This is a genomic window from Roseateles sp. P5_B10 (assembly GCF_056400485.1).
This window is the reverse complement of record NZ_JBFULE010000090.1, coordinates 1-12,989: the sequence shown is the minus strand read 5'-3', so window position 1 is coordinate 12,989 and position 12,989 is coordinate 1. Positions and strand designations below refer to the sequence as shown.

The window sequence follows — 12,989 nt, the reverse complement described above, 5'->3', positions numbered from 1 at the left end:
GCCTAACGCGGCGATGCTGGTGCAGGCGCTTTATGCCTGTTGCGCCTAGAAAAAGAAAAAACCCGCCAGCGGCGGGTGGGGTGACTGACGGCAGCGTGGGCTCAGACGATCCAGATCGGCGTCTGGGCGGCGGCTACCGCGGTCACGTCACGACGGCCTTCGATGACGACGCGCGGCAGCTGGGCCACCACCGGCGCTTCGGCACGCTTGCCAACGATGACCACGCGTTCCAGCTTCACGATCTCGGTGGCCGGAGCCGCCGTGCGGTTGGCCAGGCTCACACCGGCAGCGGCTGCGGCGGCGACGGAAGCGATGGCGACGATGAAGGTCTTGGCGGCGGTGTTCATGGTGGGCTCCGGTGGGTGGTTCGCTGTGTCAGTGATTGCAGTTTCGTCACTGACCCCGGGCGCCGCGAGTGCCGGGCGACGGATCGCCGGCGCGGGCGGATGAACTGCAATTGCGCGGGACGAACCGGCGCCACCCAGGCCCTGCGTTAGCGCCTGGCGCTGGATGGCGTGCCCGGCCAGCCGACCGCGGCCCAGGCGCGGCGCAGTTGCAGCTCGGAGTTGAAACCGGCCGCCTCGCTGGCCGCGCTGACGCTGGCGCCGGCCTCCAGCGAACGCTTGGCGACGGCCAGGCGCACGCCGCGCAGATAGGCCTGGGGGCTGGTGCCGGCGTATTGGGCGAACAGGCGGCTCAGCGTGCGCGGCGTGGTCGCGGCGAGGTCGGCCATGCGCTCCAGCGGCCAGTCCTCGGCCGGTGCCACGCTCAGCGCGTCCTGCACGCGGTGCAGGCGCGCATTCAGGTGCTGGCGGTGGGCCAGCAGAGGCGACAGCTCGGGGTCGCCCGGGCCACGGCGCAGCGCCACGGCCATCTGCTCGGCGACGCGCGCGGCGACCAGCTCGCCGGCATGCGCGGCGATCAGATGCAGGGCCAGGTCGATGCCGGCCGTCACGCCGGCGCTGGTGAACACCTCGCCGTCCTGCACGAAGACGCGGTCCTGCAGCACCGTGCAGCGGGGCGCGAGGCGGGCAAGGTCGCCAAGATGCTGGTGGTGCGTGGTCGCCCGGCGGCCGTCGAGCAGGCCGGCATGGGCCGCGAGCAGGGCGCCGGAGCAGACGGTGACCAGGCGCAGCCCAGGGCGGCCAGGTGCCAGGCGAGACAGCCAGGCGATGAGTTCGCGCCGGGCCGCTTGCGACTTCGCCTCCGCGGCCGAGGTGCGGCCGACCAGCACGATCCAGCTGCCATCGGGCAGATCTTCCGGCAGCGGCTCCAGCGCCTGCAGCTGGATGCCCACCGAGCCTGTGGATTCGCTGCGCGTGCCGGCGAAGCGCAGGGCAAAGGGCGCGACATCCAGCTTCAGCGCGGCGATCTCCAGGCTGGCCAGGCGCAGGGCCTCGGCGGGCCCGGCCCAGTCGAGAACGAGGCTGTCGTCCTGCAGGACGAAGACAACCTGTATGGGCTCAGGCAATGGCGGTTTCCTTCCCGGCGACAGCCTGCAACGCACCTTCTGCATCCATGATGCGGGCGAAGCGGCCGTCCAGCACGGCGGCGGTGCGGGCGCGGAGCTGGGCGGGCGTCAGGGGCGAGCCGTCGGGGTGTTGCATCGTGAACGTGAGTGTCGCCTCGGGCACGTAGATGACCTCCCAGCCGAGGTCCGACGCATGGCGGGTCGTCGTCTCGCAGCATTGCTCGGTGCGGATGCCGCTGATGACGAGCTGGCGGATGCCCTGCTGCGTCAGCCACACGTCCAGGCCGCTGCCGACCAGGGCGCTGTGGCGGGTCTTGTGCACGGTCAGGTCGGCCTTGAAGTCGCGCAGGCCTTCGAGCGGGCGCACATGGCCGCTTTCCAGGCTGAAGGGGTCGGCGCCGGTCGCATCGGGCTGCACGTGGAAGACGCGCACGATGGGCAGGCCGGCGGCCTCGAAGCCCTCGATGAGGCGGTTTTGCGCGGCCAGGTAGGCAGCAAGGCCGTCGGTTTCGAAGCTGGGGCGCTGGGTGAAGGAGTGCTGGACGTCGATGACGATGAGGGCAGTGGTCATGGTGGGCCTCGTTGTTGGTTGAGGCCTTCAGTGTTCCGCTATCATGCATCCGCCGCCACGCGCTGGCAGACGGAGATGGATCAATTCAGGACAAACCTAGAGCGCTCAGCAGCTCGGCCGGCGTGTAGGGCCGGCGGCGCTTGGGCCAGGACTCGACGAGGTTCAGCATGCGCGCACTCAGCGGTGCGCTGCGTCCCTGGCTGCGCGCCAGGCGGACGATCTCGCCGCACAGCGCGTCGATCTCCGTCGTGCGGCCCTGGGTCAGGTCGTCGGCCATGCTGGAGCGGGCCTTGGCATCAATGCGCAGCATGCGCGCGGCGGCCAGGCGGAAGATGAAGGTCGGCATGCGCAGCAGCGTGATCAGCCGGCGTGGCGGCAGTGGCGTGAGCTGGGCGACCGGGCGCTGCGCGGCGTTCAGCAGGTTGAAGGCTTCCTCCTGCAGCGCCGCCAACACGCGGCGGTAGCCGCGCTCCAGCAACTCGTCGCGCAGCGGCCGGCCGGACAAAGCATTGACGGGGTTGTTCAGGTTCAGCAGCAGCTTGCCCCATTGCACCGGTGCCAGGTCCGCATACAGCTCCAACCCCATACCCATGCGGGCCAGGGCCGTCTGCCAGGCGGCCAGGGCCAGATCCTCGGCCGAGCCCTCGGCCGCGAGCGACCCACCGGTGCCACGGTGGTAGCGGCCGGGTCCGATCTCGGCGATGTTGTAGGGCACCATGCCCGCATGCCAGTGCAGCTGTGGGGCGGCGGCGCGGGCGGCGTCGGCATTGGCGATGCCGTTCTGCAGGCTGACGACGGGCGTGCCCAGCGGCAGCGTCAGGCCCAGGGCCGTGGCGGCTTCGGCGGTGGCGCCAGACTTCACGCACAGCAGCACCAGGTCGGGCTTGAGGCCGGCGGGCGGTTCCTCGTGCAGGCGCAGGTCGAGTGCTGGGATGTGGCGGTCCAGGCCGTCCTGGTCGGTCAGGCGCAGGCCGTGCTTGCGCAGGTTGGCCAGTACGCGCGGGCGGCCGACGAAGTGGACCGGCACGCCGGCCAGCTGGGTCAGGCCACCGACAAAGCAGCCAACGGAGCCGGCGCCCATCACAAGAACGCCGGTCATGGGTTCAGCGGATCAGACGGGGTGAGCCAGGTCGCGCAGATGCGTCGGCCCCACGCGGCGTTCGATCTCGGCCAACAGCGCACGGCCCCAGCCCAGCATGAACATGCCCTCGCCGACGACGAACATCGGGCCGACGAGGAGGCCGACGAGGTCGTCGACAAAGGCTGGCTTCTTGCCTTCGTAATAGTGGCCAATGAACTGGAACACCCAGCCGACCACGAAGCTGCCGACACCGATGACCAGCCAGCTCGTCATCGAACCCTGGGCCGCGATCATCGCCAGTGCCGTCAGCATGCCGTTGACGACCGTGGTGGCCACGCCGAGCGCCAGGTTGCCGCGCGTCAAGTACCAGAGCGCGCTGAGGGCCCACAGCACGATGGCCGCATTCATCGGCGCGTCGCCCACTGAGAACTCGGCGCGCGCCAGCAGCACGCTGATGGCGAAGACGATGAGGGGAATACCGACGAAATGGGTCGCGATGTTGCGGCGGTCGCGGTGATAGGCGGCGTATTGCGCCATCAGGTCGAGGGCGGGGCGGAACAGGCTGGCCATGGGCAGGCTCCGTTGAGGAGGATGGTGGCTATGCTAGTCCAGCATGGCGCAGCATCGTTGTGCGCCGGCTTACAAAATCCCTCGGAGAACCCCTGAGTTGAGTGTGCAAACGACACCGAAGCGCCGTCTGTTACTGATGGCGACGCTGGCCGCGCTGGCCGGTTGCGCCAGCCCGCCGCCCGCCCGCGTGAYGGCGGAGGCCACCGGAAACGAGCTGCGCATCCTCGTCTTTCGCGGCGGCACGGCGGCGCGCCTGGGCCACAACCACGTGCTGCGAACCGGTGACTTGCGCGTGGACTGGCCGGCGGCCGGMCCGATGCTGAGCTTCCGGCTSGACGCGCTGGAGATTGACCCGCAGGCCTTGCGTGAACGCCTGGGGCCGGCCTTTGCCAGCACCGTTGACAACGAGGCGCGCGCCGGCACGCGCGCCAATCTGCTGAAGGCGCTGGATGCGGCGGCCCACCCGGAGGTCGTCGTGCGCACGCTGCAGCTGCTCGGCGAGGGCGGCCAGCGCGTCGTCGAGGCGGAGATCACCCTGCATGGCGCGACGCGCAGGCAGTGGTTCGTCGTCGAGATCGCAGCCAAGCGTGCGCGCGGCGAGGTGGTCATCCGGCAGAGCGACTTCGGCATCCAGCCGTTCACCGTGCTGGGCGGGCTGCTGGCGGTGCAGGACGCGCTGGTGGTGCAGTTCGAGCTAGTCGAGCCGTAAAACCATCAAGTCCTTGGCCAGCCTGCGCCCGTCGGGCAGGCGTATCGCGTCCGGCAAACATCCATAGCGCACGAAGCCCTGGCTCTCGTAGAGACCGATGGCACCGCGGTTGGTGGACGTCACGCTCAGCGTGACCTGGGCCAGGCCGGGCGTGGCCTTGAGCTTGGCGATGGCCGCGATGAGCAGGGTCCGACCGATGCCGCGACCGCGATGGGTGTCGGACACCATCATGCCGATCAGGTGGGCGATGTGCTGCACCTTCACACGCGGTTCGCGTTCGCAGGTCAGCGCGCCGACGAGGCGGGCGTCGTCCAGCGCCACCAGCGTGAACAACGTGCCGCCCTTGCTGCCGCCGGCCAGGCGGTTGCGGTAGCTGGACAGGTCGCGCTGGCCTTCGGTCTCGGCGTCTGACGTGAAGGCCTCGGGGTGGCCGGCCAGCATGGCGTCGCGCAGCGCTTTGTAGGCGAGCAGGTCGGGCTCGAGCATGGGACGGATATGGGCCTCAGTCATGCAGATCGGTGAGGTGGTTCAAGTTGGCGAAGGCGGTTTCGTCGTCGAAGTGTGCGATGCCATGGGGCCGGCCGCTCATCCAGCCGAGCACGGCCCGACCAGCGGCGTCGAGATGGGCTCTCAACGGTTCGCGCAGTCGGGCATGCAGCAGCGCATGGGTCGGGTGTTCGCGCCCGGCCTGGGCGAAGGCGAGGCCATGGGGCTTCGCGACGGCCAGCAGGCGCCGGGCCAGATCCAGCGGCAGGTGAGGGCAGTCGCAAGGCGCGGTCAGCAGCCAGGCGTCGTCGGGGAGGGCGTCGAGGCCGGCCAACATGCCGGCCAGCGGGCCGGCGAACTCAAGCCCAGGCGGGTCAGGCAGCACTTCGTGGCCCAAGGCGCGGTAGCTGTCCAGGTTGCGGTTGGCGCTGATCAGCACATGGCGCGCCTGCGGTGCCAGGCGCTCGATGACGTGACTGACGAGCGGGCGGCCGTGCAACAGCTGCAAGCCCTTGTCCGCACCGCCCATGCGCGAGCCGCGCCCGCCGGCCAGAACGAGGGCGTGAAGCTCATCCACCGATGTAATGCATCTCGACGCGGCGTTCGCCATCAGGCGTCGGATCGCCCTGGCCGCGCAGCTGCGAATAGCGGTCCGCGCGGCCGCTCCAGACACCGGCGATGGCACTGGCGAGTTGCCCGTCGGTGACCGATTCCTCACCACGCAGCAGGCCGCGCAAATCATGCCCGCGATGGGCGAACAGGCAGGTGTAGAGCCGCCCCTCGGTCGACAGCCGGGCGCGGTTGCAGTCGCCGCAGAAGGCCTGGGTCACGCTGGAGATGAAGCCAATCTCACCGGCGCCGTCGGCATAGGCCCAGCGCTCGGCCGTCTCGCCTGGAGCGCTGTGCGACAGCGGCGTGATGGGGAACTCCGCCGCGATGCGCCGCTGCACCTCGCTACTCGGCAGCACCTGGTCCATGCGCCAGCCGTTGGTGGCGCCGACGTCCATGTATTCGATGAAGCGCAGCACGATGCCGCTATGCCTGAAGTGGCGCGCCATCGCCAGGATCTGGTCGTCGTTGACGCCGTGCTGCACGACCATGTTGACCTTGATCGGCCCCAGGCCCACGGCCTGCGCCGCGTGGATGCCGGCCAGCACGTCCGCCACGGGAAAGCCGACGTCGTTCATGCGTTGGAAGACGGCGTCGTCCAGCCCGTCCAGGCTGACGGTCAGGCGCTTCAGCCCGGCGGCCCRCAAACTGGCCGCCTTTTTCACCAGCGTCGAGCCGTTGGTGGTCAGCGTCAGGTCCAGCTCGCGGCCATCGGGCGTGCGCAGCTGGGCCAGCATCCCGATCAGGGTTTCGAGGTGGCGGCGCAGCGTCGGTTCGCCGCCGGTGATGCGCAGTTTTTCGACGCCCAGGCCGACGAAGACCCGGGCCAGCCGCTCGATCTCCTCAAAACTGAGGAGATCGGCATGGGGCAGGAATTCATGGTGTTTGTCAAAAACCTGCTTCGGCATGCAGTAGCCGCAGCGGAAATTGCAGCGGTCCGTGACCGAGATGCGCAGGTCACGCAGCGGCCGGCCTAGCACGTCGGCCAGTGGGAGACCGGTCTGGCTGGCCAAGGCCGGCGGCTCGACGCGTAGCGAGCGAGCGTCGTGCAGGGGAATCACGCGGGCGGTCATGCCGGGATTGTGTCAGCGGGCGAATCTCCTGGCACTTGCGGCGGTTGCCCGGGCGCGTTTGAATCGGCACGAATGGCCGAGATCCTTCACCCCGACCTGCCGCAGTTCATTGCGTTTGGCGAAGCGCTGACCGATCTGATCCGCATCGGGCCGGACCGCTGGCGCAGCGCCTGCGGCGGTTCGCCCTGGAATGTGGCGGTCGCGATGTCGACGCTGGGCCAGCTGAGTGCCTTTGCCGGTGCCATCAGCCAGGACCCTTTCGGTGCCGAGATCTGGCAGTGCAGCCAGGAGGCCAACCTGGACATGCGCTTCATTCAGCAGTTGGCACGGCCGCCGCTGCTGGCTGTGGTGCACGAGGTCGACCCGCCGCGCTATTTCTTCATCGGCCACGACAGCGCCGACCTGCATTTCCGCCCCGAAGGCCTGCCCATGGGCTGGACGCGTGGGCTGCGCTGGGCCCATTTCGGCAGCCTGGGCCTGGTGCGCCAGCCGCTGGCGGGGCGGCTGCTGTCACTGGCTGAGGCGCTGAAGAGCGAGGGTCGTCTCATCAGCTACGACCCCAACTTCCGCGCGCCGCCGATGGACGCGAGCTACGACGACACGCTGGAGCAGATGTGCCGGCTGGCCGATGTCATCAAGGTGTCCGACGAGGACCTGCGCGGGTTGTTCCGCGTGCCTGACTACCGCTCAGGCCTGGCCCAAATCGCCGCTTGGAACCCTGGTGCCTGGCTGCTGCTGACGCGCGGCGAGGTGGGGGCGACGCTGTATCACGGTGTCGAGGAGGCCACGGGCCGGCCGCCGCGAGTGGACGTGGTGGACACCGTTGGCGCCGGCGATTCGGCCCTGGCCGGCCTGCTGGACAGCCTGATGCGCAATGCCGGTGCGCCAGCCGGGCATCACCTGCGGTGGGCTCTGGCAGCCGGGGCTGCCGCCTGCACGGTGGCCGGTTTTGCGCCGCCGCGGCCAGCCCTGGTCACTGCGCTCGCGGACCGCGTTGAGATCGCCAAAGACTAGGGTTTTCCCTGGCACTACTTGATCCCAATCCCGTAGGCTCCTACGATTAACCGACCGGTCGGTAGAGAAATTCCATGTCCGAACACCTGATCCAGATCGAACAGCATGGTGGCGTGCGCCTGCTGCGCCTGAACCGCCCCGAGGCGCTCAATGCCTTCACTGCGGCCATGCTGGGCCAGCTCCGCCAGGCACTGGAAGCGGCGGCCGAGGACAGCGCCACGCGCTGCGTGCTGATCACCGGCGCCGGCCGCGCCTTCAGCGCCGGCCAGGATCTGGCCGATCCGCATGTGGCGCCCAGCCGCGAGCCCGGTGCGGCTCCGAAGGACATCGGCCACATGCTGGATCACTACTACATCCCGCTGGCGCTGCGGCTGCGCAGCATGCCGGTGCCGGTGGTGGCCGCCGTCAACGGCGTGGCGGCCGGCGCTGGCGCCAACATGGCCTTCGGCTGCGACCTCGTGCTGGCGGCCGAGAGCGCCAGCTTCCTGCAGGCCTTCTCCAAGATCGGGCTCCTCCCGGATTGCGGTGGTACCTGGCTGCTGCCGCGGCTGGTGGGCCGTGCCAAGGCGCTGGAGCTGGCGTTGCTGGGCGACAAGCTCAAGGCAGTGGACGCCGAGCGGCTGGGCCTGATCGCACGTGTGCTGCCCGACGCCGAATTGCAGGACACCGCCATGGCCATCGCGCAGAAGCTGGCCGGCATGCCCACGCGCGCCCTGGTCGAGACGCGCCGCGCGCTGGACGAGGCACTGAAGCTCGACTTCGAGCCCGCCCTCAAGCTCGAGGCGGCCTTGCAGAGCCAACTCGGCTTTTCGCATGACTATCTCGAAGGCGTGGCGGCGTTCATGGACAAGCGCAAGCCCGAGTTCAAGGACCGCTGATGGATGCGCAAGCCGTTGCCGAAAAGGTCCGCGACGTCATGCTCACCGCCGATGCGGCGAGCAAGATGTTGGGCATGCAGATCGCCGAGGTCGGCCCCGGCCGCGCGGTTGCGGCGATGACGGTGCGGGCCGACATGCTGAACGGCTTTGCCATCTGCCACGGCGGCCTGATCGCGACGCTCGCGGACTCCGCCTTTGCCTTTGCCTGCAACAGCCGCAATGCGCTGACGGTGGCCTCCGGCTTTGGCATCGATATCCTGAAGTCGGCCAGGCTCGGCGATGTGCTGACCGCCACCGCCGAGGAAACATCGCTGGCCGGCCGCACGGGGCTTTACGACATCACCGTGAAGAACCAGGACGGTGATCTCATCGCCGTGTTCCGTGGCCGCTCATACCGGTTGGGCGACAGAAAGGTGTTCGAAGCATGACGGTCAAAGGTCCGCGCCCCGGAGAGCTCGAAGCCATCGAAACCGCCAGCCGCGATGAGCTGCAGGCGCTGCAGCTCGAACGCCTGCGCTGGAGCCTGCAGCACGCCTACGACCATGTGCCGCACTACAAGGCCAAGTTCGACGAGGCAGGCGTGCATCCGTCCGACCTGAAGACGCTCGCCGACCTGGCGAAGTTCCCGTTCACGACCAAGCACGACCTGCGTGCCAACTACCCGTTCGGCATGTTCGCGATGCCGCGTCAGCAACTGGCGCGCATCCACGCCTCGTCCGGCACGACGGGCAAGCCCACGGTGGTGGGCTACACGCTGAAGGACATCGACAACTGGGCCAACCTCGTCGCGCGCTCCATCCGCGCCGCGGGTGGCCGCGCAGGCGATCTGGTGCATGTGGCCTATGGCTACGGCCTGTTCACCGGCGGCCTCGGCGCTCACTACGGCGCCGAGCGGCTGGGCTGCACGGTCATCCCGATGAGCGGTGGCCAGACCGAGAAGCAGGTGCAGCTGATCACCGACTTCAAGCCTGACATCATCATGGTGACCCCCAGCTATATGCAGGTGCTGGTGGAGGAGTTCAGCCGCCAGGGGCTGGACGCACGCGAGTCGTCGCTGAAGGTCGGCATCTTCGGCGCCGAGCCCTGGACCGAGGCGATGCGCAAGGACATCGAGGCCAGCGCCGGCATCGACGCGGTGGACATCTACGGCCTCTCGGAAGTGATGGGCCCGGGTGTCGCCAGCGAGTGCATCGAGAGCAAGGATGGCCCGGTCATCTGGGAAGACCATTTCTACCCCGAGATCATCGACCCCGAGACGGGCGAGGTGCTGCCCGACGGGTCCGAAGGCGAGCTGGTCTTCACGTCGCTCTCCAAGGAAGCGATGCCCGTCATCCGCTATCGCACCCGCGACCTGACGCGCCTGCTGCCGCCCACGTCCCGCAGCATGCGCCGCATGGGCAAGATCGTCGGCCGCAGCGACGACATGCTGATCATCCGCGGCGTCAACCTGTTCCCGACCCAGGTCGAGGRGCTGGTGCTGCAGGAAAAGGGCCTGGGCGGGCAATACCAGCTCGTGGTCAGCCGTAACGGGCCGCTGGATGAGTTGTTGATCCGSTGCGAGCTGGCGCTCGGCGCCACCGACGACGGCATTGGACGTAGGCTGTCGGAGYGCATCAAGAACCTGATCGGTGTGACGGCGACCATCCAGGTCGAGCCGAACAATTCCATCGAACGCACGCTGGTGGGCAAGGCCCGGCGCGTCGTCGATCAACGCAAGAAGTGATGAATGCAAAACACAGCCACAGAGGCACAGAGACACGGAGGAATTCAGAAGCCTCTTCTCTGTGTCTCAGTGCCTCTGTGGCTTTGTTCGTGTTTTTGAATCGAGGAGCTTGATATGTACACGCAAGCAATGGACCTGATGGCTCGCGAGGCCAAGCCCAAGGTCGTCAAAAGCGCCGAGGAGCTGGCCCGCGAGGAAGCGTTTGAAGCTCGCATCGACGCTGGCGAATTCATCGAAGCCAAGGACTGGATGCCCGAGCACTACCGCAAGACGTTGGTGCGCCAGATCAGCCAGCACGCGCACAGCGAGATCGTCGGCATGCTGCCCGAGGGCAACTGGATCACGCGCGCGCCGACGCTCAAGCGAAAGGCGATTCTTCTGGCCAAGGTGCAGGACGAGGGCGGCCATGGCCTCTACCTCTACGCCGCCGCCGAGACCCTGGGCACCAGCCGCGACGAGATGACCGAGGCGCTACTGTCGGGCAAGGCCAAGTACAGCTCCATCTTCAACTACCCGACGCTGACCTGGGCCGACATCGGCGTCATCGGCTGGCTGGTGGACGGCGCGGCCATCATGAACCAGGTGCCGCTGTGCCGCTGCTCCTATGCGCCGTATGCGCGGGCCATGATCCGCGTCTGCCGCGAGGAGAGTTTTCATCAGCGCCAGGGTTACGAGAGCCTGCTGACCATGATGCAGAAGGGCACGGACCAACAAAAGGCCATGGTGCAGGACGCGGTGAACCGCTGGTGGTGGCCGTCGCTGATGATGTTCGGCCCGGCCGACAAGGACTCGCCCAACTCCGAGCAGAGCATGCGCTGGGGCATCAAGCGCGTCACCAACGACCAGCTGCGCCAGAAGTTCGTCGACGCGACCATCCCACAGGCCGACATCCTCGGCGTGACCGTGCCCGACCCCGCGCTGAAGTGGAACGCCGAGCGTGATTCGTACGATTTCGGCGAGATCGACTGGAGCGAGTTCTGGCGCGTGGTGGGTGGCGAAGGCCCTTGCAACCGCGAGCGCCTTGCCGCCCGCAACAAGGCCTGGGACGACGGCGCCTGGGTGCGCGACGCGGCCCTGGCGCATGCGCGCAAGCAAGCCGTTAAACAAGAGGCAGCGTGATGAGCAATCCGAAGAACGACCCGACGCTGGGCCGCCCCGAGTCGGGTGGCACCCCCTCGGGGGGTGTGGCCGGCGTACCCGCCGGTCCGGGGGCAAGGGAATGGCCTTTGTGGGAAGTATTTGTCCGCAGCAAGGCGGGCCTGGACCACAAGCATTGCGGCAGCCTGCACGCGGCCGATGCGCCCATGGCCATCCAGATGGCGCGCGACGTCTACACGCGCCGGCAAGAGGGCACCAGCATCTGGGTCGTGCGCTCCGAGCAGATCGTCGCCAGCGACCCGACCGAGAAGGGCAGCCTGTTCGACCCGGCCGACGACAAGGTCTACCGCCACCCCACGTTCTATGAGCTCCCCGATGAGCTCAACCACATGTGATGGACGCCAAGACCACCTACGTCCTGCGCCTGGCGGACACCTGTCTCATCCACAGCCAGAGGCTGTCCGAATGGGCCGGCCACGCGCCGGTGCTGGAGGAAGACCTGGCGCTGCCCAATATCGCGCTGGACCTGCTGGGCCAGGCCCGTGCGCTGCTGACGCATGTCGGCAAGCTCGAAGGCGCCGGCCGTGATGAAGACCAATTGGCCTTCCTGCGCGAGGAGCGCGATTACCGCAACGTCATCCTCGTCGAGCTGCCGAATGCGGCGGCGAGCCCGAGCGATGGCGGGGGCGGGCGGGACTTCGCGCTGACCGTGCTGCGCAACACGGCCATGGCGATCTGGCTGGAGCTGCTGTACGGGCGCCTGCAGACGAGCCTGGACGCCGAACTGGCCGGCATTGCCGCCAAGTCGATCAAGGAAGTGCGTTACCACCGCCAGCACTCAGGCGACTGGGTGGTGCGCCTGGGCGACGGCACGGAGGATTCCAAGGCGCGCATGCAGGCGGCGCTGAATGTGCTGTGGCCGTACTTCAACGAACTGTTCGCCGCCGATGGTGTCGACGGCGTCGGCCCCGCATGGAACGAGCTGGAGCCTGAATGGCGCGCCCGCTGGGCCACGCTGATGGCCGAAGCCACGCTCACGCTGCCGCGCGAAAGCGCGATGCAGCCGCGTGGCATTGACGGCATCCACAGCGAACACATGGGCCACATGCTGGCGACGATGCAGCATCTGCAGCGCAGCTACCCCGGCGGAGTCTGGTGATGAATCTCACCGCCGCGCGCGCCAAACTCAACGCCGTGCCCGACCCGGAGATCCCGGCGATCAGCCTGGTGGAGCTGGGCATCGTGCGCGAGCTGCGCGAGACGGCGTCGGGCGTCGAGGTTGTGCTGACGCCGACCTACAGTGGCTGCCCGGCGACCGAGCTGATCGCCGACGACGTGCGGGCGGCGCTGGCTGAGTTTGGCGACGTGACCGTCACGATGCAGCGTGCGCCGGCGTGGAGCACCGACTGGATCACGCCCGAGGGCCGCGAGAAGCTGCAGCAATACGGCATCGTGCCGCCGCAGTGCAGTGGCGAGCAAGCCATCCGCATCGTGCCGCGCCTGCGCTGCCCGCGTTGCGACAGCGGCCGCACGGAACAACTCTCCCGCTTCGGCTCCACCGCATGCAAGTCCACGTGGCGCTGCATCGAGTGCCTCGAACCCTTCGAATACTTCAAGCCGATCTAGAACATGACGCCCCCACGTTCACTTCGTTCACTGCCCCCCGAGGGGGCGCCAGTGCCCTTCGGGCGGCCGGGCGGGCACTG

At 68.3% G+C, this 12,989-nt stretch carries 17 protein-coding genes; 9 read left to right on the top strand and 8 right to left on the bottom strand.

The features are described from left to right. Positions 1-101 precede the first annotated feature (101 nt). The 5 genes from AC1DU6_RS08780 to AC1DU6_RS08760 all read right to left on the bottom strand — a co-directional run bounded on the left by AC1DU6_RS08780 (position 102) and on the right by AC1DU6_RS08760 (position 3,693). Positions 102-347 carry a hypothetical protein gene (locus AC1DU6_RS08780; RefSeq protein ID WP_457325893.1) on the bottom strand — a complete coding sequence of 82 codons (246 nt, stop codon included), beginning with the start codon at positions 345-347 and terminating at the stop codon, positions 102-104. A gap of 146 nt (positions 348-493) precedes the next feature. Beyond that, positions 494-1,471 (bottom strand): GlxA family transcriptional regulator, encoded by a 978-nt coding sequence (locus tag AC1DU6_RS08775; protein WP_477856751.1) that lies wholly within the window; start codon positions 1,469-1,471, stop codon positions 494-496. After that, positions 1,464-2,042 carry a cysteine hydrolase family protein gene (locus AC1DU6_RS08770; protein WP_457393022.1) on the bottom strand — a complete coding sequence of 193 codons (579 nt, stop codon included), beginning with the start codon at positions 2,040-2,042 and terminating at the stop codon, positions 1,464-1,466. Before AC1DU6_RS08770 ends, AC1DU6_RS08775 begins: the two co-directional genes overlap by 8 nt. An 85-nt stretch (positions 2,043-2,127) precedes the next feature. Further along, positions 2,128-3,141 (bottom strand): 2-dehydropantoate 2-reductase, encoded by a 1,014-nt coding sequence (locus AC1DU6_RS08765; protein ID WP_457323524.1) that lies wholly within the window; start codon positions 3,139-3,141, stop codon positions 2,128-2,130. 12 nt (positions 3,142-3,153) lie between these two features. Then, positions 3,154-3,693 (bottom strand): Mpo1 family 2-hydroxy fatty acid dioxygenase, encoded by a 540-nt coding sequence (locus AC1DU6_RS08760; RefSeq protein WP_056195208.1) that lies wholly within the window; start codon positions 3,691-3,693, stop codon positions 3,154-3,156. 136 nt (positions 3,694-3,829) lie between these two features. On the opposite strand from AC1DU6_RS08760, the gene AC1DU6_RS08755 reads away from it, so the two are divergent. Continuing rightward, positions 3,830-4,402, top strand: coding sequence for a YceI family protein (locus tag AC1DU6_RS08755; protein WP_477856748.1), 573 nt, complete (start codon positions 3,830-3,832; stop codon positions 4,400-4,402). Here the strand turns inward: AC1DU6_RS08755 and AC1DU6_RS08750 are convergent. The 3 genes from AC1DU6_RS08750 to moaA are packed head-to-tail and all read right to left on the bottom strand — an operon-like array spanning position 4,388 to position 6,570. Next, the gene (locus AC1DU6_RS08750; protein ID WP_082532541.1) at positions 4,388-4,912 is read right to left on the bottom strand and encodes a GNAT family N-acetyltransferase; all 525 of its coding nucleotides are present in this window, start codon (positions 4,910-4,912) and stop codon (positions 4,388-4,390) included. The genes AC1DU6_RS08755 and AC1DU6_RS08750 overlap by 15 nt on opposite strands. Continuing rightward, positions 4,905-5,465, bottom strand: coding sequence for a molybdenum cofactor guanylyltransferase MobA (gene mobA / locus AC1DU6_RS08745; protein WP_235531910.1), 561 nt, complete (start codon positions 5,463-5,465; stop codon positions 4,905-4,907). Before mobA ends, AC1DU6_RS08750 begins: the two co-directional genes overlap by 8 nt. Further along, positions 5,458-6,570 (bottom strand): GTP 3',8-cyclase MoaA, encoded by a 1,113-nt coding sequence (gene moaA / locus AC1DU6_RS08740; protein ID WP_477856746.1) that lies wholly within the window; start codon positions 6,568-6,570, stop codon positions 5,458-5,460. Before moaA ends, mobA begins: the two co-directional genes overlap by 8 nt. A 72-nt stretch (positions 6,571-6,642) precedes the next feature. Here moaA and AC1DU6_RS08735 point away from each other — a divergent pair, with 72 nt between their 5' ends. The 8 genes from AC1DU6_RS08735 (at position 6,643) to paaD (ending at position 12,909) form a co-directional block, all read left to right on the top strand. Further along, positions 6,643-7,584 (top strand): carbohydrate kinase family protein, encoded by a 942-nt coding sequence (locus tag AC1DU6_RS08735; protein WP_056195223.1) that lies wholly within the window; start codon positions 6,643-6,645, stop codon positions 7,582-7,584. A 74-nt stretch (positions 7,585-7,658) separates the two neighbouring features. After that, positions 7,659-8,462: an enoyl-CoA hydratase-related protein gene (locus AC1DU6_RS08730; protein WP_457323523.1), complete on the top strand. Its 804-nt coding sequence runs from the start codon at positions 7,659-7,661 to the stop codon at positions 8,460-8,462. Next, the gene (gene paaI / locus AC1DU6_RS08725; protein WP_457323522.1) at positions 8,462-8,890 is read left to right on the top strand and encodes a hydroxyphenylacetyl-CoA thioesterase PaaI; all 429 of its coding nucleotides are present in this window, start codon (positions 8,462-8,464) and stop codon (positions 8,888-8,890) included. Before AC1DU6_RS08730 ends, paaI begins: the two co-directional genes overlap by 1 nt. Next, the gene (gene paaK, locus AC1DU6_RS08720) at positions 8,887-10,185 is read left to right on the top strand and encodes a phenylacetate--CoA ligase PaaK (RefSeq protein ID WP_477856743.1); all 1,299 of its coding nucleotides are present in this window, start codon (positions 8,887-8,889) and stop codon (positions 10,183-10,185) included. Before paaI ends, paaK begins: the two co-directional genes overlap by 4 nt. A gap of 114 nt (positions 10,186-10,299) precedes the next feature. Then, on the top strand, positions 10,300-11,304 hold the full coding sequence (paaA, locus tag AC1DU6_RS08715) for a 1,2-phenylacetyl-CoA epoxidase subunit PaaA (RefSeq protein ID WP_056195235.1): 1,005 nt from the start codon (positions 10,300-10,302) through the stop codon (positions 11,302-11,304). A gap of 26 nt (positions 11,305-11,330) precedes the next feature. Then, positions 11,331-11,678 (top strand): 1,2-phenylacetyl-CoA epoxidase subunit PaaB, encoded by a 348-nt coding sequence (gene paaB, locus AC1DU6_RS08710; protein ID WP_477856753.1) that lies wholly within the window; start codon positions 11,331-11,333, stop codon positions 11,676-11,678. After that, positions 11,678-12,442 carry a 1,2-phenylacetyl-CoA epoxidase subunit PaaC gene (gene paaC / locus AC1DU6_RS08705; protein WP_477856740.1) on the top strand — a complete coding sequence of 255 codons (765 nt, stop codon included), beginning with the start codon at positions 11,678-11,680 and terminating at the stop codon, positions 12,440-12,442. The genes paaB and paaC overlap by 1 nt, the downstream gene beginning before the upstream one ends. Then, positions 12,442-12,909 (top strand): 1,2-phenylacetyl-CoA epoxidase subunit PaaD, encoded by a 468-nt coding sequence (gene paaD / locus AC1DU6_RS08700; protein WP_457326387.1) that lies wholly within the window; start codon positions 12,442-12,444, stop codon positions 12,907-12,909. The genes paaC and paaD overlap by 1 nt, the downstream gene beginning before the upstream one ends. Positions 12,910-12,989 lie beyond the last annotated feature (80 nt).